We start from the raw sequence: 18,907 nt of genomic DNA, 5'->3' as shown, positions 1-18,907 counted from the left end.
TCGGAGAGTGAGCGTAATGATTCGCTTTCACAAAAAAAGGCGGCCGCTTGGCCGCCCGTGTTGTTTAATCGCGGATTGAACGCAAATGTTTGATCTTAAGATTTTCAAAGACGGCCGTTCCATTTTCGCTAAAGAGTGTGATGCCTGTATCATTCATGTCGGGAAATGCAAGGTTTGAATGCGTCGTTTCGCCGTCATCAATAAATGCTTCGACAGTGTTTTGATCTACGATAATTGTGAAATGGACCCGTTTTTTTTCCGGATCAAACGGTGCTTTGCTTTCCAAATAGGTGCGGGTGCTGTCAGGCTGTCCCGTAAATCCTCTGTTCACATAAGAATATCCGCCTTCAGCCGAAATTCCAACATCGATATGGCGTTTTCGGTCCGCGGATTCTCTGAGCCTGAAACCCGCATTTTTAAGGTCGTCCCAAGAGATATCTGCCTCAAGCTGATAGGTATTCCCCTTAATCTGCAGCGTTTTTGATCCGTTCACTTCGATGCGATCCAATTCATCGGCAGATTCGGTTAATTCATCCAATTGATCGATTGGATGAGAGGCGAGGCTGTATCGATCTCCGCCTTTATGTTTAAGCCGAATTTGCCGGACGATCGAATCGGTTCCGTTAAAACCGTCTTTCCATGTTGGCGTCCGGTTTGCATAATCCCAGTTATTCATCCACGCCAAAGCATAGCGTTTCTCGTACGGATCGTTCGTTTCGCCGTCCTCAAATGTCACGCCCGCATACCAGTCAAATCCGTAATCAAGCCACTGGGGTTCTGCTTCGTCTGCCGTAAATTCGTTGCCGTTGAAGCTGCCTGTCCAGTATGCATAAGTATTCGGCTTGCCGGTCCCTTTCCCGTTGGCGCTTGCTCCAAGAACCCATTTATATGTTCCGTCATCCGCCCGCATCTTATACAGATCCGGACATTCGATGATGCCGATATTTTCTGTTTGAAAACTACCTGTATAACGCCATTCCTTAAGGTTTTGCGATTCGTAAAAGCCGACTTTCGTTCCTTCAGCCAGCGCCATCACCCATTTATCATCCTGTTCATCCCAGATCACTTTCGGATCTCTGAAATCGACGGTGCCCGGATTAGGCAAGACCGGCTCTTCACCGTAAGGTTTAAATGTTTTTCCTCCATTTTGGCTGTACCATAAAAATTGCTCTTCCTTCCCGTCATTGGCCGACGGCTGCGTCATAACCGCCACGATCGTCCCTTTGCCGAAGCCGGCTGTGTTTTTTGAGTCGACAACGACAGAACCGGACCAGGGATCGCCATTTTTATTCGTATATTTCGGAATGGCAACCCCTTTATCCTGCCAGTGGACGAGATCATCTGATACTGCGTGGCGCCACTCTGTTCCATTGCCGTCCGGATAGTCTCGGTTATAGAGGTAGTAGTAATGATATTCTCCATTGAAATAGACGGGTTTTTGAGGGTCGTTTTTCCATTTGTCAGGGGTTGTCAAATGGAAAGCTGCACGATATTCCGGTGTATCCGGAGATTCTCCCTTTTTTTCTGTTTCCCGGACTGAAAGAAATATCATGATGAAGATTCCAAGACAAACAGTTAAAATGCTGATCCGCTTATATACTGCCTTCTTCAAGAAAATTCCCCGCTTTATTCTAAGATGACATACGAAAGAAAATGCCGATGTTCACCGGCATTTTCCTTCGTTCGTTTTATTTGTTTACCGTTAGTTGTCCCTGTTCAAGGATGCTGTTTTTGACAACGGATGTTTTTGATCCTTTGATCTTCAGCAAAAAGCTTGGTGCAAACGTGGCGTGATGCTCGTTCGAAATCCCTCTGTTTGTGATGTAGCTTGTAATGACGACTTCGTCGCCTTTTTTCTGCGGTACGGCAAAGTGTGAATAAGTAAACGTGATGTCATTGTAATCCTGGTCCATATGCAAAACAAGTCCGGATTTGTTTAAAGGCTTGAATGGTCCGGTTAATGAACCTGATACATAGCCGAGCATATAAATGTCTTTTGAACCGATGCCGTCAATTGTCATTTTTGATCCTCTTGAATCTGTGAACAGATACCATTTTCCATTCATTTTGAAGAGGTTGGCCCGTTCGATTTCATCTGTCACCGTATTGGAGGCGATCAAAGGCTTCATGACTTTTTTCAGTGTATAATCGTTATTTAATTCGATGATTCCGAGAGCGCCGTTAGCCAGCGAAGCGTTCTTTTTGTTCGCACCTTGCAGCAGCTTGCTGCTTTCTTCTTTAAAGAACTTCTTGCTGCCCCCGTAGTAGGCTCTGTTGAATAGGGAGTCTTCTCCTTGGTAGCCGGTTTTTGTTCCCGTATTGGCTTCAAATACGAGATATTTATGGCCGCGGTCTTCCACATAATGCGGGTCTCTCATCGTATGGTTGTCGCCGGAGCTGTAGTTTCCTTCGTCAATGAATTGCTGAACGTTTTGGTATACCGTGCCGTCGGCGCCGTCAAAGACCGATTTATGATCTTCTACACCGTCAATTTTGAGCGTGTCCGAATCCGGCTGAGAGAAATTGACCTGAGCTGTTGTCAGCGTCTGCTTGCCGTATTGCGTGCCGGAAAAAGCTGTGTAAAACAGTCGGACTTTTCCGTCTTTTGTCAGCGTGGCAGAACCTGACCATTCCTGTGTTTGATGTTTGAGGTACGGATCGTCTGGAACAAATTTGTCGCTGTCTTTAAACACTCTGCCGGCGTTTTTCCAGCTGTCGATAGAAGTTTCGCCTTTCTTTTGATAGAACAAATAGATGGATGTGTCATCGACGTCTTTCGGATCGCCCGCCAGCGCGAAAACAAGATTGTAGCCGTGGTATGTAGCAACCGTCCCGTCGGCATTTTGCAGCGGCCAGCTGTCCCATACGTCTAAATCGATCAGCTCTCCATTTTTGTTATACCCTTTTGCAGAAGGGATGTTTTTGATTGTTTTCGGATCGAATTGAGGAACTTTAAATTGTTCGCTCTTTTGCTGCTCGGGAATTTTCAGCATGTCATGTCTTGTGATATGAGAAAATCCGTAGCTTTTCTTGTAATCCTGCGTTTCTTTTGCAAAGGTTTGCGGCGCACCTCCGGCCAGCAGTGCCGCAGCAACGGTTAAGGCTGACGCTTTTTTAGCAATGTTTTTGATGTTCATCAATATTTCCTCCCTTTTTCAATATGTAATAGATTGCTTCTGACAACATGAACGTTCCCAATCATCCCTCCTAACTGCGGCATTGTCCTGAAGAACAGAAAAAAGACCTAAAATGTGCAAGTTCATATAGGCAAAAGATAGATTTCGCCCTTCACACATTTTAGGTCTTGCCTGCTTAGACAGTAACAATCCCGACGATATTGAATTACCATCATTCTAATATACTCATCTCTGGGACTCAACTGGTCTAAGTTCCTCTTTTCCTATACATTTTTATGCAAATGACACCGATTTTAAGCGGAAAGACACCTTTTTTATATGAATCTATAGTCTGTATAAGCGGGAATCGTCAATCGCTGAAATCAATATACATCGGTATACTTTCCCAAAAGGCATCTGGAATTGCGAGCTTCCGCTGATCATGTCTTGACAGGGTTGTTTGAATATCGTCCTCTTTTCCGGCTCGAACTTTTTGTAGCCACTCCGGATCCATCAGGAGACCCCGCCCGATTCCGATGAGATCGGCTCCTGTTTCCAGCGCTTGAAGGGCGTCTTCCGGTGTGTGTACTTGCCCGGCTCCGATCAGTGGGAGACGGTCTTGGACGGCTTCTTTGATCAGTTCCATCCTTGCGCGGGATCTGTCTGCACCCCTGCGCGGCAAGGACCGGAAATCAACCAGTGATACGTGCAGGTAATCCAATCCTTGCTCCCGCAGTACATTGACGAAAGACAACGTTTCATCCATTGTGATTCCAGGTGTTTCCGGCTCTTCGGGCGAAAACTTGTAGCCGATGATAAAGGACGGCTTATGGCAGCTATCCGCTACGCGTCTGATTTCTTCTATAATCTGAAGCGGAAATCTCATCCGTTTCTCTAAAGTGCCGCCCCAGCCGTCATTGCGCCGGTTGTAATAAGGAGAGAAGAACTGATGGATGAGAAACCCGTTTGCGCCGTGAATTTCGACTCCGTCAAACCCGGCTTCTATCGCTCTTCGCGCCGTCTGGCCGAAAGAATGGATAAGGTCTTGAATTTCTTGCTCAGACAGCGCCCTCGGCACCGGTGCATTCGGTTGATTCGGAGCGACGGCGCTGGCGCTGACCGTCCGCTCTATACCTTTGGCTCCAGGATGGAAGAGCTGGAGGATTGCTTTTGCTCCGTGTTTCTTTAAAGTGGCTGCAAGCCGGGTTAGTCCAGGGATTTGATCATCGTTCTCAGCTCCGGGGATGCCTGGAAATCCGGTTCCGGGCTGTACGGTTGTCGCAGATGTGATGACCATCCCGACTTCTGTCGCCCGCGCGGCATAATAGACCAGTTCGTCGTCAGAAATGAATCCTCCCGGCAATGAGGATGAATGCCCCATTGGCGGCATGATGATCCTATTTTTCAATTGGATTCCGTTTTTAAAAGTAAACGGGGTGAATAAAGACTCGTATTGTTTTTTCATGTTTTTCCTCCTTTTGATATAACCATAGCAACCGCCGGAAGGCTCCACAAGAACGCAATTTTTTTATACATGCTTTATAAAAATAAACCGTAAGATCGTTTTCTTGAATGCTCTGATGTCCATATGGTAGGATCAAGTCAAAATTGGCTATGAGGCAATGGAGGAATTGCTATGAATTCAGCTGTCGATCATAAAGAATGCTCTTCTTTAATTCAGGATGTATTGAAAATTTTCTCTGGTAAATGGTCATTTTTAGTTCTCGCCGAACTCATTCAGGGCAAGCGGCGATTCAACGAGCTCAGAAGGAACTTGGGAAACGTCAACACGAAAGGATTAACTGACACATTAAGACATCTTGAAGAAAGCGGCATGATTTCCCGGAAGGTGTTCCCAACGGTTCCTGTTACTGTAGAATATAAATTAACAGAAAAAGGTAAAGAGTTCCACAGCATTTTTAAAGAGATGGCCGCATGGGGGGGGAAATGGCTTCCGTAATGGAGCCTTTTTATTTTGCCTTCGTTTTGCGGTTCCAAATATTTCTGACTTTTGGTATAGTGATAATGTGTTTAAATTTGCAACAAAAGGTGATCGAATATGAAAGTGATGGCAATTGCTCCATATGAAGGACTGAAAGAGCTGATGGTTCAAGTGGCAGGCGGCGAGAATTTTGAATTCGAGGCGGCTTCCGGAGATTTAGAGAAGGGCGTGGAGCTGGCGAAACAAGCGGAAGCAAACGGGACTGATTTGATTATCAGCAGAGGTGGAACCGCTGAGCTGATCCAGCAAGAAGTTTCCATTCCGGTTGTGGATATCGAAGTGTCGGGATACGATATGCTGCGTGTGCTTACGCTTGCCAAGGGCTATCCCGGCAAGGCGGCAATTGTCGGATTTCCGATGATTGCCGACGGCGCATCGGCGGTGTGCGAAATTTTGGATATTCGGATCGACGCCTGCACCGTATCAGACGAACGCGATGTTGAACCGGTGCTTCTTCAGCTCAAAGAACAGGGCTATCAGATCATTATCGGCGATGTGATCACAATTGAGAAAGCAGAGCAGCTCGGTTTAAACGGACTGCTTTTGACATCCGGAAAAGAAAGCATTGCCAAAGCTTTTGCATACGCTAAAAAACTGTATTCCTTTTTAGAGAGCATCAAGCAGAAGTACGCTGTGCCGTATCACATTTTACAAAAGGCCGAGACCGGTTATGCAGTATACAACAAGACATTGCGGCCGGTTTTTCAAAACGGCGTATTTGCCGAACATATCGGCTTGCTGGATAATCTGGAAGAGCTGATCGGGGAAGCGGAAAAGAAGGGAGTCATCCATTTTAGACTCCGAAAGCATGGGCGGACATGGAATATCACGGGGCGCAGGTTTTTCGTATCAGACGAGGCATTGACCGTATTTACCGCGGAAAATGCAAAAGATGTTCGCGTTTCTTCTTTGCCCGGGGCAACGATTCTTTCTCCTTTGCGGATGAGTTATATGGAAACATCAAGGAACGAAACGATGCAGAAGGTGCTGAAAAAAGCAGAGTTGTTCTCGGCAAGGCGGGAACCCGTATGGATCAATGGAGCGCCCGGCTCAGGGAAAGAGAGCTTGGCCGGGCTGATCCATATGAAGGGGGAGGACAAGCATGAGCCGTTTCGAAAAATCGATGCCGGTTTGCTGTCTGAAGCAGAATGGGAACAGGCTTGTGAAAGCGAAGAATTCTTTTCAGGGAGAGGAACGCTATACATCAAACAAGTCGATCGCATGCCGCCGTCCTCGCAACGGCTTTTACTCAGGCGGATCAGCGAACCGTATGATGGGCCGAGGCTGATCGTTTCTTCTTCCCGCAGGCGCGCCGAGGAATTTTCAAGCGATTTATATGATGCGCTTTGTCATTTGGAACTGGACGTTCCCCCTCTTTCCGAAAGAAAAGAGGATATTTTGCATCTGGCTTATCTGTTTATTGCGGAAAGCAATGAGGCATTCGGCAAACAAATCGTCGGCTTTCGAAACGAAGCTGGTGTTCTGCTTGAAGAAGCGAAATGGCCGGGCAACCTCAGCCAATTGAGAAAAACGGTCCAAAACTGTGTCCTTGAAGCGCAGGGCGTATATATCGAGAAGACTGACGCCGAACGGGTCCTGAGCCGCTTGAACGAGGAAGAAAGAGAAGACATCGATTTATCCGGAACGCTTGAAGAGATCGAAAAAAGGATCATTCAAAAGATCTATGCCGAAGAAGGGAACAATCAAACAAGAACAGCGGAAAGGCTCGGCATCAACAGAACGACGCTTTGGAGAAAATTGAAATCGTCAGATTGATAAGACACCGGCTAAACCGGTGTCTTATTTTTTGTTTTAATATGCAACAACAAATAAAAATATTTAGATAAATACCGTTGATTATTGAAACATTTATGTATATAATCATTTTTGAAAACGCTTTATAGGAAGGGGAGGCAATAATGGGATTCGTACCAAAGGGGATTTATCCTGCTATGCTGACACCGCTCACAAAAGATCAAAGCATTGATGAATCGGCATTGAAACAGCTGACAAACCATTTGATCGATGCTCATGTACACGGGCTTTTTGCGTTGGGTACCAACGGGGAATTTCATATGTTCAACATCGAAGACAAGCTGAAAGTTGCAGAAATCATCATTCAAGAAACGGCCGAACGCGTTCCCGTCATGGTAGGGAGCGGAGGAAACAGCACAGAAGAAGCGATCTGGCTTTCTAAGGAAATAGAGAGGCTTGGAGCAGATGCGCTGTCGGTCATCACGCCATTCTTTATTCCACCGACACAGGAAGAAGCGGCGGTGCATTATAAAACAATCGCGGCATCCGTTTCACTTCCGATCCTTTTGTACAATATCCCTTCAAAAACAGGTTTCCATTTAGAACCAGAAACAGTGGCAGAGCTTGCAAAAGTGGACAATATCGTTGGAATTAAGGACAGCAGCGGAAACTTTGAAAACATACAACAGTATATCGAGCAGACGAAAAATGACGACTTTTCCGTTTTTGCAGGCACCGATTCGCTCATATTGAAAACGCTTCAAGCGGGAGGAGCGGGAGCAGTCGCAGCAACAGCAAATATGCTTCCGGATATCGTAACGTCTATTTACCACCATTGGGCAGAGGGTGAGACTGAAAAGGCGGAGGCTGCCCAGATGGAGCTTCAGCCGCTTCGCGATACGTTTCGTTTAGGTACGATCCCGGCGGCACTGAAAAAAGCGGTTGAGCTTTATTCGATCCCTGTAGGCCCGCCGAAAGCGCCCGTCAAAGAACTGACCGGTCCGGCGCTTTTGGAGGTCGAAAAAATGGTTGCTTCCTATCAATCAAAATAGGGAGGTTTCAAGAATGCCAGCGAATTATCAATTTCGGACAGCCGGTCATATCGTTGCAGGTGAACATTCCATCCGCCGGCTGAAAGATCATGTGCGAACGATTGTACCGAAGGCGGACAGGGCGCTGATTATTACCCAGCCGTCGATCGTCAAGCTCGGCGCGATCGGAGAGGTACAGGCTCAGCTTACAGAGATCGGCATTCAGTCAGATGTTTGCACAGCCATATTGCCGGAACCGACCGTACAAAATATTGAAGACGTATTTAGAGGCATCCGTGAGAAACGATACGACATTCTCATCGGAATCGGCGGAGGCAGCGTTTTGGACGGAACGAAAATATTGTCCGTGCTGCAAACGAATTCAAAAAAGGTCGAGGAGCTGCTCGGGACAGATTTGGTCGAAAAGCCGGGAATCCCGACCGTGCTGATTCCGAGTACTTCGGGGACGGGCGCAGAGGTGACGCCGAACGCGATCGTTACGCTTCCAGAAGAGGAATTGAAAGTCGGCATCGTCAGTCCGCTTCTTTTGCCGAAACTTGTCATTCTTGACCCGGTCATCACCCTTGGATTGCCAAAACCGATTACGGCGGCTACCGGAATGGATGCATTCACTCATTCGCTTGAATCGTTCATTTCGACGAAAGCAAACCCGATCAGCGATATGTTCGCTTTAGAATCCATCAGATTGATTTCGGCAAGTATTGTGGAAGCATATGAAAACGGTTCATCGATACAAGCGAGAGAAAACATGCTGCTCGGTTCGACGTATGGCGGAATGGCGCTGACGGCTGCCGGTACTGCTGCCGTTCACGCCCTCGCCTATCCGCTTGGGGGGAAATACCGAATTTCCCACGGTGTCGCCAATTCGATGCTCCTTCCGCATGTGATGGAGTTTAATATGGATGCCATTACAGAACGGCTGTCTCTTGCGGCAGAAACAATGGGAATCGTTGCATCTGATTTGACCGCCGAACAAGCGGCTGAGGCCGTTGTGCAGAAAATAAGAGAGTGGACGGAGCGGCTGAATATTCCTCAGGATTTAAAAGCGTTCGGCGTAACCGCAAGCGACGTGGACGATTTAGCCGACTCAGCTTCAAAAGTGACGCGCCTGCTTCATAACAATCCGAAACCGCTCAGTCTGGAAAATATAAAAGACATCTATCGAAAACTAATCAACTAAAGGATGAAGACATTTGAAAATTGCAATCATCGCGGATGATTTGACGGGAGCGAACGACTGCGGCGGTCAGCTTGTTCATTACGGGATGGATGTTTCCGTCAAACTCGACGCCGAATTCACCAGACGGGAAACGGAAGGCGTCGTTATTTTCAATACGGACAGCAGATCGCTGCCAGCCGCAGAGGCGAAGGCGACTGTGAAAAACATCAGTGAACACATCTCCCGGCAATCGTTTGATATCGTCTACAAAAAAATCGACAGCACGATGAGAGGAAATATCGGAGCCGAGCTTCAAGCGATGTACGAAGTGTTTCAGCCGGACTTTGTGCTGATCGCTCCCGGCTACCCTCAAAACGGACGCCAGGTTATCGGCGGCATCCATTATGTGAACGGCGTAAAGCTTGAAGAAACCGAAGCGGCAAACGATCCGAAAACGCCTGTAGCCGAGTCGAATATTCAAAGATTAATAGAAAAGCAGACTCGAAATAAGAGCGGGCATTTATCATATGAAGACATCCGCCGCGGACACGGGCATGTCCGCAACAAGCTGGAACGCTTTCGGGCGGAGGGGATTTCATATGTGACGGCCGATTCGGTTCACGAATCCGATCTGCAGGGGCTGGCGCTTATTCTGGAGAGTTTGCCGTATTCTATCATTTTGGCCGGTTCGGCAGGCTTGATGAGCTGTCTGCCCAAAGCGTTCAATCTGAAAGAAAGGGAGCTCGGTCAAACCGTTCCGTCTTCCGACCAGCCGATCATGTTTGTCGTCGGAAGCATGAGTCGGACGGGGAGGGAACAGCTTCACGAACTATTCGCCGGACGTGCGGCTGAAAAAATTGAAATGAGATCAGAGCGCGTGCTGTGCGGCGGAGCTGAGAAAAGAAACGAGTTCGAACGGCTGAAGGAAAGGGCGGCGGACGTCCAGCGCCGTTCGAAACACATCGTCCTCTGCACCTCAGACAATGCGGCAGAGACACAGAAGATTGGTGAAAGCCGCGGACTCACCCCAGTTCAAACGAGCAATGCGGTGTCCGGTGCACTTGGCGAATTTGCGGGCGAGCTGATTCAAGCTTTTCATGTGAAACGGCTGTTCTTAACCGGAGGTGACACGGCATATCAAGTGCTGCATCAGCTTCGGATTCATGAGATACGATTGCTGGACGAAGTAGAGCCCGGCATTCCGCTGGGAGCAGCCGGTGAAGAATTGTACATTGTGACAAAGGCCGGAAATTTTGGCTCGCGTTCGGTGATGGCAAGTGCGGCAATCAAGCTACAAGGAGGATAAACAATGAAGAAACCGGTTATCGGCATTACAATGGGCGACGCGGCAGGCGTCGGTCCGGAAATTATCGTAAAAGCCCTCACGTCCCGCGAAGTGTATGATATGTGCAGGCCGCTCGTCATCGGCGATATGAAAATGCTGAAAAAAGCCGCCTTCCAAATCGGATCAGAGGTTGTTATTAACAAGGTCGGGCATCCGGACGAGGGCGGTTTTGTACATGGAAAGATCGATTGTCTCGATATTGAACTGCTGCCTGAAAACCTGCCTGTCGGAAAGGTGTCGGCTGAAGCTGGAAACGCCGCTTTCCATTTCGTGAAAAAAGCGGTTGAGCTCGCTAAAAAAGGCTGTATTCAAGCGATTTGCACAGCGCCGTTAAATAAGGAGGCGCTGCATAAAGGCGGACACCGATACCCGGGGCATACGGAAATTCTCGCTCATTTAACGAATACAACAGACTACAGCATGATGCTGGCTTCGCCAAAGCTGAAGGTGATTCACCTGACAACGCATCAAGGGCTGATCGAGGCGATTCAGTCGATTACGCCGGAGCGGACCTATAAAGTCATCCGTCTCGCACATGATACATTGACAAGAGCCGGATTCGAACAGCCGAAAATTGCTGTTTGCGGAATCAACCCCCATGCAGGGGAAAACGGCCTGTTTGGAAGCGGCGAGGAAGAACGGCAATTGCTTCCGGGGATTGAGCAGGCGGCAGCTGAGGGAATCGATGCCGGCGGCCCATACCCCGCAGACACGCTGTTTTACAAAGCTGTCAGAGGAGATGTTGACCTTGTCGTAGCCTGCTACCACGACCAGGGGCATATACCGGTCAAAGTCCTCGGGTTGGAAGAGGGCGTCAACATTACAGTCGGATTAAACGGCGGGATCATACGCACCTCTGTCGACCACGGAACCGCATTTGACATTGCGGGGCAGAACAAAGCCGATGAAAGAAGCATGCTCGCTGCTTTGCGGTCAGCCGCTGAGCTGGCGCCCAAATCGTAGAAAAATGAAAGAAGGTTGGTGCATCTTATGAAAGTCGTATGTACATCACCGTCATTTGCGAAATACTCAGACGATCCCGTCTTGTTTTTGGAAAAAAAGGGCATGTCGCTGGAACGCCTTCCTGCAGATATAACCGAGGAGCAGTTTATTGAAGCAGCAGAAGGAGCGGATGCCGCGATCGTGGCGTTTAACCAGATTACGCCGTATGTCCTGGATCGTCTCCCTTCTTTAAAAATTGTCTGCAAACATGGCGTCGGTGTCGACAATATCGATCTGCACGCTGCGAAAGAGCGCAACGTCTGGGTGACGAATGCCCCCAACGCCAACAAGCATGCAGTCGCCGATTTTGTATTCGGTCTCATGCTGTCGGCTGCAAGACAGATTCCTGCAGCCGACAGGGAGACAAAGCTGGGAAAATGGCCGAGGATTTTTGGATCTGACGTTTACGGCAAAACACTCGGCATCGTCGGACTTGGCATGATCGGAAAAGAAGTCGCCAAACGGGCGCAAGGCTTCAATATGACTGTTTTAGCCTATGATGTGTTTCCTGATCGTGCATTCGCAGCCGATCATCACATCCATTTTACAGAGCTTGATCAGCTCTTGAAAGAATGCGACTTTATCACTCTTCATATGCCGCTCACAGCCGAAACGGAAAACATGATCGGTGAAAAAGAATTAGCCGCTATGAAAGAAACGGCTTATCTGATCAATGCTTCAAGGGGAGGCATCGTGTCCGAGTGTGCGTTATATGATGCCTTGGCGAGCGGGGGCATCGCTGGAGCTGCGCTTGACGTGTATCAAACCGAACCGCTGAAGCAGCACCCTCTCTTTGAGCTGGACCGTTTTATCGCCGTGCCGCATATCGCGGGGTATACCCGAGATGCCGTACAGAACCTTGGCATGATATGCGTCAAAAACATCGCTAGTGTACTGATCGACAAACAAAAACCGGAGTTTGTCGTCAACGGGTTGTGAATGTGTTTTCATTCATGCCCTGCATCATGATTTGAAAGCGTTTTCTACAAATGGGATGAGGTGGATAACATGTTGAATCACCCGATTCAAAAAAAGTCAAATGTACGCTGGGTTGTCGCGTTTATGATGTGGGCTGCGATTGCCATCAATTATATTGACCGGACAGTTCTTTCGGCTGCCGCTCCCTATATTACCGAGGAGTTCAACTTGACACCCGGCCAAATGGGAATCATCATGTCCGGTTTCTTCTGGTCGTACGCTTTGCTGCAGCTGCCTTCAGGCTGGGCGGCCGACAAGTACGGTCAGAAAAAAACGCTCGGTTTTGCGGTTGTTTGGTGGTCTGTTGCTACGGCGCTGACGGGTCTTGCGACAGGCTTCAAATCCCTGCTCGGGCTGCGGGTCGCACTGGGAGTCGGAGAGGCTGCTGCATATCCGAGCAATGCGGGGATTGCCGCCAAATGGTTTCCGAAAAAAGAAAGGGCGACAGTAGCCGGAATTTTTGACAGCGGGTCAAAGTTTGGCGGAGCTGTTGCAATGCCTTTGATCGCCTGGATGATAGCGGTCTTTGACTGGAAACTGACGTTTCTTTTGATCGGACTTGTCGGTGTCGCGTGGGGAATTGTCTGGATGATTTTCTTTAAGGAGAATCCCGCAGATCATAAGCGCGTCAATGAGGCGGAACTGGCCCATATTCGGGAAGGGCAGGCTCACATGGAAGAAACGGGCGGCGGCCAGCCGCTGAAGTGGTATCAGCTATTCAAATATCGCAACATATGGGCGATGTGCATTGGATTTTTCATGATCAATTATAATTCTTACTTCTTTATCACATGGCTGCCGACATACCTTGTTAAAGAAAGGGGCATGGATTTAATCGAGATGGGGATTATGGCGTCTCTCCCGCTTTTGACTGCAATGGTCGTCGAAGTCGGAGCCGGATGGATGTCCGACCGGATATATGCAAAGGGAAAACTGTCGCTGACAGCCGTCCGGAAACTGTTTTTAATTATCGGGCTTGTCATGGCTTCGTGCATCGGTTTTGCCGCTTTTGCAGATTCCGCTATCCTGGCTGTCATCCTTCTTTGTGTAGCGAAATCGGGAACGACTGTCGCCGCGTCCCAAGTCTGGGCGCTTCCGGGGGATGTGGCTCCGAAAAATATGACGTCGATGGTTGCCGGTATTCAAAATACAGTCTCTAATATGGGCGGAGTGGTCGGACCCATCATTACCGGCTTCATCGTTGGCGCAACGGGTTCTTTCGTGCCGGCGCTCCTTTTTTCGGCTGCTTTGATCATCATTGCCATTTTAAATTATCTATTCCTATTGGGAAAAGTGAAACAGATTCAAGTATAAGGAACAAGCCCGGCTCATAAGCCGGGCTTTTCTCATTTAAAATGACTTCAGCACATGCTCCCTGTATTGTGTCGCACCTTCAGCAAGCTCGCTTTTTCCGGCCGTGCCCGCTTGATAGAAGACGTAAGGCGGAAGGTATGTAGTACCGATGAAGTTGCTTGTCGCCTGAAAAGGGCGTAACAGTTCGCTGATCGCATAATGATTTGACCCGCCGGCCTGATAGGCTTCTTCGGGAGCGCCCGCCGATACAGCGACCATGAATTCTTTGCCGCGAAGCGCTGTGCCGTTTGTTCCGTATGCCCAGCCGTAGAGAAGAACGTGGTCCAGCCATTTTTTTAAGAGAGGCGGCGAGCTGTACCAATAAAGCGGAAACTGGAAGACGATCCGATCGTGTTCTTCACAAAGTTTTTGTTCTTTTTCCACATCAATGGCCTCGTCAGGATATTCCTGATAAAGGTCGCGCAATGTAATGCCCGGTGCGTCTTTCAATGTGTCTGCAAATGCTCTGTTCACAACTGACTGCTCCATATTCGGATGAAATGCGAGCACTAATACTTTCATGATTTCATCTCCTTCTTCCATTTTATTCATCTTAACGAACAGCCAGCGCGGATTCAACAAAAACGCTCCGTCCCCATTCAAGGAATCGGGCCGTGACAAAGGTCTTGATATAAGCCGCAAGACACAGACTTTGCATGCATTGGAGGATGATGCGAAAGGTCAAAATCCGAGTTTCTTCATTTATATATAAACATAAGCAAAAAGTCTCTTAAAGACTGCCATGAAAAAATAAGGCAAACAGGTGAAAACGGAGCTATAGACATGGATCATCATGATCGGGCGATATCTATTAATGCGATTATTCCGAATTTTCGGCAAGTTTAAATGGAAATGTGGATTTATATCCGGATGAATGGTTCAAGTCAAAAGCACCCGTTTTCTTCTAAAAAAAATATGAATGCAGGATAAATTAATGATTTTTTGTCCTCATCAAAAACGCTTCTACTTCTTTGACGGTCAGTCCCATTTCTTTGGCCTCCAGCATAAGGGCTCTCCATTCGTCGATATTCGCCCGGGTCAGCTCTCTGTTTCGATAAAGCGCCCGTTCTTTCTTTTTCTGCTTGAGGCGATGTGTGAATTGAAACAGTTCTTCCTGGTTCATCCCGGCCTGCACGGCCTGTACAAGATGGGTTCTCCACTCATCTTCCTGCTCAGTCCGGCGATAAAGGATCACTTCGGTATCAAACAATTCCTTTAATTCGACTTTCAGCGCCCGGGAGATTTTTTTCAGGAATTCGACTGACGGATTTCTGTGAACGCCGCGTTCAATTTTGCTTAAATATGATTTTGATACGCCTGCTATATCAGCAAGCTGGTTAATGGAGTAGCCTTTTCTCTTTCTGTACATTCGGATGACTCTTCCGATCATACTGAATCCTCCCCTTCCCCTTGCCATTCATATAAAACGCTTTCCTGTTCATTATAAGAAATAATTTGTTCTTTATAAAATTCAAAAATTTAAGATATCGACAGAAAATAAAAGAAAACGAACGAATTTGTTCTCTAAAAAGAACTATATAGCTAAATTCAGCATTTTTCAATTCAAATTTTTTCTTTTATAATCCAATCATTAACAAACGGCATTCCTGAGGAGGCAGTCAAGCATGAAAGAAAATATTGATTTTAGAGAACTGATTGCAATCTTGCGAAAAAGAACGGTTCTTATTCTCGTTTTGACAATAGGTGTAACATTGACGACCGGAATCATTCAGTTCTATGTGCTGACACCTGTCTATCAGGCATCGACGCAGATCTTGGTGCATCAAGTAGGGGAGAAAAAGGGGAGCGCCACATACAGCGATATTCAAATCAATCTTCAATACACACGGACATTCCAAGCGCTTTTGAAAAACCCGGTGATTTTGGAGCAAGTCAAGAGAGAGCTTGATTTACCTTACTCTGCGGGCCGGTTGGGTGAAAAAATTGCAACGAGCAGTGAAAGCGAATCTGAGATTATAAATATTTCGGTCCAAGATGAAAATCAGAAACGGGCGGCCGATATAGCGAACACTTTAACTGCGGTGCTCAAAAAAGAGATTAAGCAAATTATGAACACCGATCGGGTAACCGTCCTGTCAAAAGCCGAAATAGTCGATTCGCCGACACCTGTCAGACCGAATTACAAAATGAATATTTTGCTGGCATTCGGCGCCGCATTAATGACCGGAATCGCTTTGGCGTTCTTTTTGGACTTTATCGATGATACGGTTGCAAGACCGTCTCAAGTCGAAAAGGAAGCGGGATTCATTTATTTGGGAAGTATTGAGCAAATGAAGCATAAAAAAAGTCTGTTTCGCGGGGACCCCGATATGAATATCCGCGTAAAAGCAGGAAGGAGTGAGCCGCTTGGGTATTAGAAAAAAACGCTCTCGCAAATATCAATCGGCGCTTGTCGCATTGCATCAGCCGAACACGCCGATCGTCGAACAGTATCGGACGATCAGGACGAACATTGAGTTTTCATCATTTGAGAAGCCGTTCAAGTCATTGCTCATTACATCGGGCCTGCCGGGAGAAGGCAAATCATTCTCGGCTTCAAACTTGGCGATCGTATTTTCGCAACAGGAAAAAAAGGTCCTTTTGATCGACGCAGATTTAAGAAAGCCGACGATCCATAAAATTTTTGAGCTCGATAACCATTCAGGCGTCACAAATGTATTAATGAAAAAATCGACGCTGGAAAATGTCGTCCAGCAAAGCCAGGCGGAAAATCTCCATGTGCTGACAAGCGGTCCGATTCCTCCGAATCCGTCCGAGCTTTTGTCGTCGCAGGCGATGGAGGACCTGCTTGCGGAAGCGTACGACCAATACGATTTAGTCATCCTTGATTCGCCGCCGCTTTTGCCGGTCGCAGACGCGCAAATATTGGCGAATCAGGTGGATGGAAGCATTCTTGTCATCCTCAGCGGAAAAACAAAGCTTGATAACGCGATCAAGTCTCGGGACGCGCTGAATTCTTCCAAAAGCGAACTGCTCGGCGCCGTGCTGAACGGGCGGAAAGTGAAGAAAGCGCGCCAATATAATTACGCAACCATGTAATCTTATGAAGCGGCTGCAGCCGCTTTAGGTGATGTCTCCTTGCCTTTACCGATGGAGGCACTCGGCTCTACCGTGGGCAGACTACCTGTCTGCCTTAGACGCAAGTCGTCGATGGCGGGGCGTGAGGACGGGTTAAATGCCCATCTTTATTTAATTTACGTGCTCGGTTTAAATTTGAAAATCGCCCGTATCTTTTTAGCTCATGGGATTTTGCCCTGAAAGATCCTATCAGCTAGAAAGATACATTAGGAGGTAGGAAATTGACATATCGGAGAAGGCTTTCCATTATTACCGCACTCGATTCGTACTTGGTTTTGCTGTCCATCTTTATCGGATATCAGCTGATTTTGCCATCATATGATTTATACCCTTCGGAAATGCTGCTGATGACTTCACTGATACTGCTTGGCGCTCAGCATTTATTCGCCCATTGCTTCCACCTTTATAAAAAAGTATGGGAGTATGCAAGCATCGGTGAATTGTATGTGCTGCTTAAATCGATTACATTGTCCCATCTTGTGACGGCGGCCCTCGAGCTGTTTTTCTTTCAAAACGTTCCGGTTCGTCTTTTATGTTTAAGCTGGCTGTTCCAGCTCATTTTGATCGGCGGATCGCGGATGATGTGGCGCATCATCAGGGAACAGGTGAACAAAGAAAGCAAAGGATCTCTAAGGGCGCTTATCATCGGAGCGGGCTCTGCCGGCAGTTTGATTGCAAAACAGCTTGTGCAGAAGCCGGAATTGAACATTAAGCCCGTCGCCTTTATCGACGATGACAAAACGAAATACCGGCTTGAAATCATGGGTCTGCCCGTCTTAGGCGGGAAAGAGCAGATTATGCAGGCGGTCCGGCAATGGAATATCGACCGGATCATCATCGCCATTCCATCTTTGAGCGTCACTCAGATGCAGGAAATGTACAAGGCGTGTGCGCAAACAGGTGTCAAAACGCAAATCATGCCGAAAATAGACGAAATTTTGCTTGGCAGACATCCTGTCGGCCAGCTTCGCGATGTCAAAGCAGAAGATTTGCTTGGAAGGGAGCCTGTCCAGCTCGATACGAGCGAAATCTCCAATACGGTCAAGGACCGCGTCGTACTTGTGACTGGGGCCGGAGGTTCAATCGGCTCGGAAATCTGCCGGCAAATCAGCAAATTTAAACCGAAATCGATCATTTTAGTCGGGCACGGAGAAAACAGCATCCATTCGATCCTGCTTGAACTGAAGGAGAAATTCGGAAAGCATGTCGCCTATTATCCCGAAATCGCGGACATACAGGACAGAGAAAAAATGTTTTTGCTGATGGAACGCTACAAACCGAATGTCATTTATCATGCAGCTGCCCACAAGCATGTACCGCTGATGGAAAAATGCCCGAAAGAAGCTGTCAAAAACAATATCCTCGGCACGAAAAACGTCGCTGAGGCCGCCGACGAAACCGAAGTGGAGACATTTGTCCTGATATCGTCAGACAAAGCGGTCAACCCTGCCAATATCATGGGGGCAACGAAGCGGTTCGCGGAAATGCTGATCATGAATCTCGGCAAAACGAGCAAAACCAAATTTGTCGCCGTCCGCTTCGGAAATGTTCTCGGCAGCAGGGGAAGCGTCATTCCGATTTTCAAAAAACAAATCGCTAAAGGCGGCCCGGTCACTGTCACACACCAGGACATGACGAGGTACTTCATGACGATTCCGGAAGCTTCAAGGCTCGTTATTCAAGCGGGGGCGCTTGCCAAAGGAAGACAGATATTCGTGCTCGATATGGGCGAACCGGTCAAAATCGTCGACCTCGCCAAAAATCTTATCCAGCTTTCCGGCTATACGACAGAACAGATCAAAATCGAATTTACAGGCATCCGGCCGGGAGAAAAAATGTACGAAGAGCTGCTGAATCAAAATGAAGTGCTGGCAGAGCAGGTTTTTCCGAAGATTCATATCGGCAAGGCGGTCGACGTCGAATGGACGGTGCTGAAGTCATTTATGGATGAATTTATGTATTTGTCAGACCGCGAGCTGAGAGAACGCTTGTTCAAAGCGATCGGCCAGCACGAGAAAAAGCTGGTGACAGCGCACTAGGGGGAAG

At 47.7% G+C, this 18,907-nt stretch carries 16 protein-coding genes; 11 read left to right on the top strand and 5 right to left on the bottom strand.

The genetic code is table 11. From position 1 onward, the window contains the following. Positions 1–64: 64 nt before the first annotated feature. The 3 genes from H7F26_RS02970 to H7F26_RS02960 all read right to left on the bottom strand — a co-directional run bounded on the left by H7F26_RS02970 (position 65) and on the right by H7F26_RS02960 (position 4,581). Positions 65–1,612, bottom strand: a complete 1,548-nt coding sequence (locus H7F26_RS02970; protein WP_003185547.1) for a glycoside hydrolase family 32 protein — start codon at positions 1,610–1,612, stop codon at positions 65–67. Between the two features lie 76 nt (positions 1,613–1,688). Next, positions 1,689–3,137: a glycoside hydrolase family 68 protein gene (locus tag H7F26_RS02965; protein ID WP_003185545.1), complete on the bottom strand. Its 1,449-nt coding sequence runs from the start codon at positions 3,135–3,137 to the stop codon at positions 1,689–1,691. A gap of 349 nt (positions 3,138–3,486) precedes the next feature. Further along, positions 3,487–4,581, bottom strand: coding sequence for an NADH-dependent flavin oxidoreductase (locus tag H7F26_RS02960; protein ID WP_003185542.1), 1,095 nt, complete (start codon positions 4,579–4,581; stop codon positions 3,487–3,489). Between the two features lie 171 nt (positions 4,582–4,752). On the opposite strand from H7F26_RS02960, the gene H7F26_RS02955 reads away from it, so the two are divergent. The 8 genes from H7F26_RS02955 (at position 4,753) to H7F26_RS02920 (ending at position 13,723) form a co-directional block, all read left to right on the top strand. Continuing rightward, positions 4,753–5,076 carry a winged helix-turn-helix transcriptional regulator gene (locus H7F26_RS02955; protein ID WP_011198338.1) on the top strand — a complete coding sequence of 108 codons (324 nt, stop codon included), beginning with the start codon at positions 4,753–4,755 and terminating at the stop codon, positions 5,074–5,076. A 99-nt stretch (positions 5,077–5,175) separates the two neighbouring features. Beyond that, positions 5,176–6,894, top strand: coding sequence for a PrpR N-terminal domain-containing protein (locus H7F26_RS02950; protein WP_003185539.1), 1,719 nt, complete (start codon positions 5,176–5,178; stop codon positions 6,892–6,894). Positions 6,895–7,037: 143 nt separating this feature from the next. Then, a complete protein-coding gene (gene dapA, locus H7F26_RS02945) occupies positions 7,038–7,925 on the top strand; it encodes a 4-hydroxy-tetrahydrodipicolinate synthase (RefSeq protein ID WP_003185537.1) in 888 nt (295 codons plus the stop codon). A gap of 13 nt (positions 7,926–7,938) precedes the next feature. After that, positions 7,939–9,105, top strand: a complete 1,167-nt coding sequence (locus H7F26_RS02940) for an iron-containing alcohol dehydrogenase (protein WP_003185536.1) — start codon at positions 7,939–7,941, stop codon at positions 9,103–9,105. Positions 9,106–9,118: 13 nt separating this feature from the next. Beyond that, positions 9,119–10,390: a four-carbon acid sugar kinase family protein gene (locus H7F26_RS02935; RefSeq protein ID WP_003185534.1), complete on the top strand. Its 1,272-nt coding sequence runs from the start codon at positions 9,119–9,121 to the stop codon at positions 10,388–10,390. Between the two features lie 3 nt (positions 10,391–10,393). Further along, complete coding sequence (gene pdxA / locus H7F26_RS02930) at positions 10,394–11,392, top strand: 4-hydroxythreonine-4-phosphate dehydrogenase PdxA (RefSeq protein ID WP_003185532.1); 999 nt, start codon at positions 10,394–10,396, stop codon at positions 11,390–11,392. A gap of 27 nt (positions 11,393–11,419) precedes the next feature. Then, positions 11,420–12,370: a phosphoglycerate dehydrogenase gene (locus H7F26_RS02925; RefSeq protein WP_003185530.1), complete on the top strand. Its 951-nt coding sequence runs from the start codon at positions 11,420–11,422 to the stop codon at positions 12,368–12,370. 69 nt (positions 12,371–12,439) lie between these two features. After that, the gene (locus tag H7F26_RS02920; RefSeq protein WP_009329627.1) at positions 12,440–13,723 is read left to right on the top strand and encodes an MFS transporter; all 1,284 of its coding nucleotides are present in this window, start codon (positions 12,440–12,442) and stop codon (positions 13,721–13,723) included. 36 nt (positions 13,724–13,759) lie between these two features. Here H7F26_RS02920 and H7F26_RS02915 read toward each other — a convergent pair whose 3' ends face one another. After that, positions 13,760–14,284: an NAD(P)H-dependent oxidoreductase gene (locus H7F26_RS02915; protein WP_011198337.1), complete on the bottom strand. Its 525-nt coding sequence runs from the start codon at positions 14,282–14,284 to the stop codon at positions 13,760–13,762. Positions 14,285–14,693: 409 nt separating this feature from the next. Next, a complete protein-coding gene (gene slrR, locus H7F26_RS02910; RefSeq protein ID WP_003185523.1) occupies positions 14,694–15,152 on the bottom strand; it encodes an HTH-type transcriptional regulator SlrR in 459 nt (152 codons plus the stop codon). Positions 15,153–15,387: 235 nt separating this feature from the next. Between slrR and H7F26_RS02905 the strand changes: the two genes are divergently transcribed. From H7F26_RS02905 to H7F26_RS02895, 3 genes are all read left to right on the top strand, one after another. Next, positions 15,388–16,140, top strand: a complete 753-nt coding sequence (locus tag H7F26_RS02905) for a YveK family protein (RefSeq protein ID WP_003185522.1) — start codon at positions 15,388–15,390, stop codon at positions 16,138–16,140. Further along, positions 16,130–16,822, top strand: coding sequence for a CpsD/CapB family tyrosine-protein kinase (locus H7F26_RS02900; protein ID WP_003185520.1), 693 nt, complete (start codon positions 16,130–16,132; stop codon positions 16,820–16,822). Before H7F26_RS02905 ends, H7F26_RS02900 begins: the two co-directional genes overlap by 11 nt. Positions 16,823–17,082: 260 nt before the next feature. Then, positions 17,083–18,900, top strand: coding sequence for a polysaccharide biosynthesis protein (locus tag H7F26_RS02895; RefSeq protein WP_003185518.1), 1,818 nt, complete (start codon positions 17,083–17,085; stop codon positions 18,898–18,900). The last annotated feature ends 7 nt before the right edge of the window (positions 18,901–18,907 follow it).

Origin of the sequence: Bacillus sp. PAMC28748, from assembly GCF_014250415.1 — a bacterium.
GTDB classification, from domain to species: Bacteria; Bacillota; Bacilli; order Bacillales; family Bacillaceae; genus Bacillus; species Bacillus licheniformis.
Note: the sequence above shows the minus strand (reverse complement) of the source record. Positions and strands in the feature narration are given on the sequence as shown.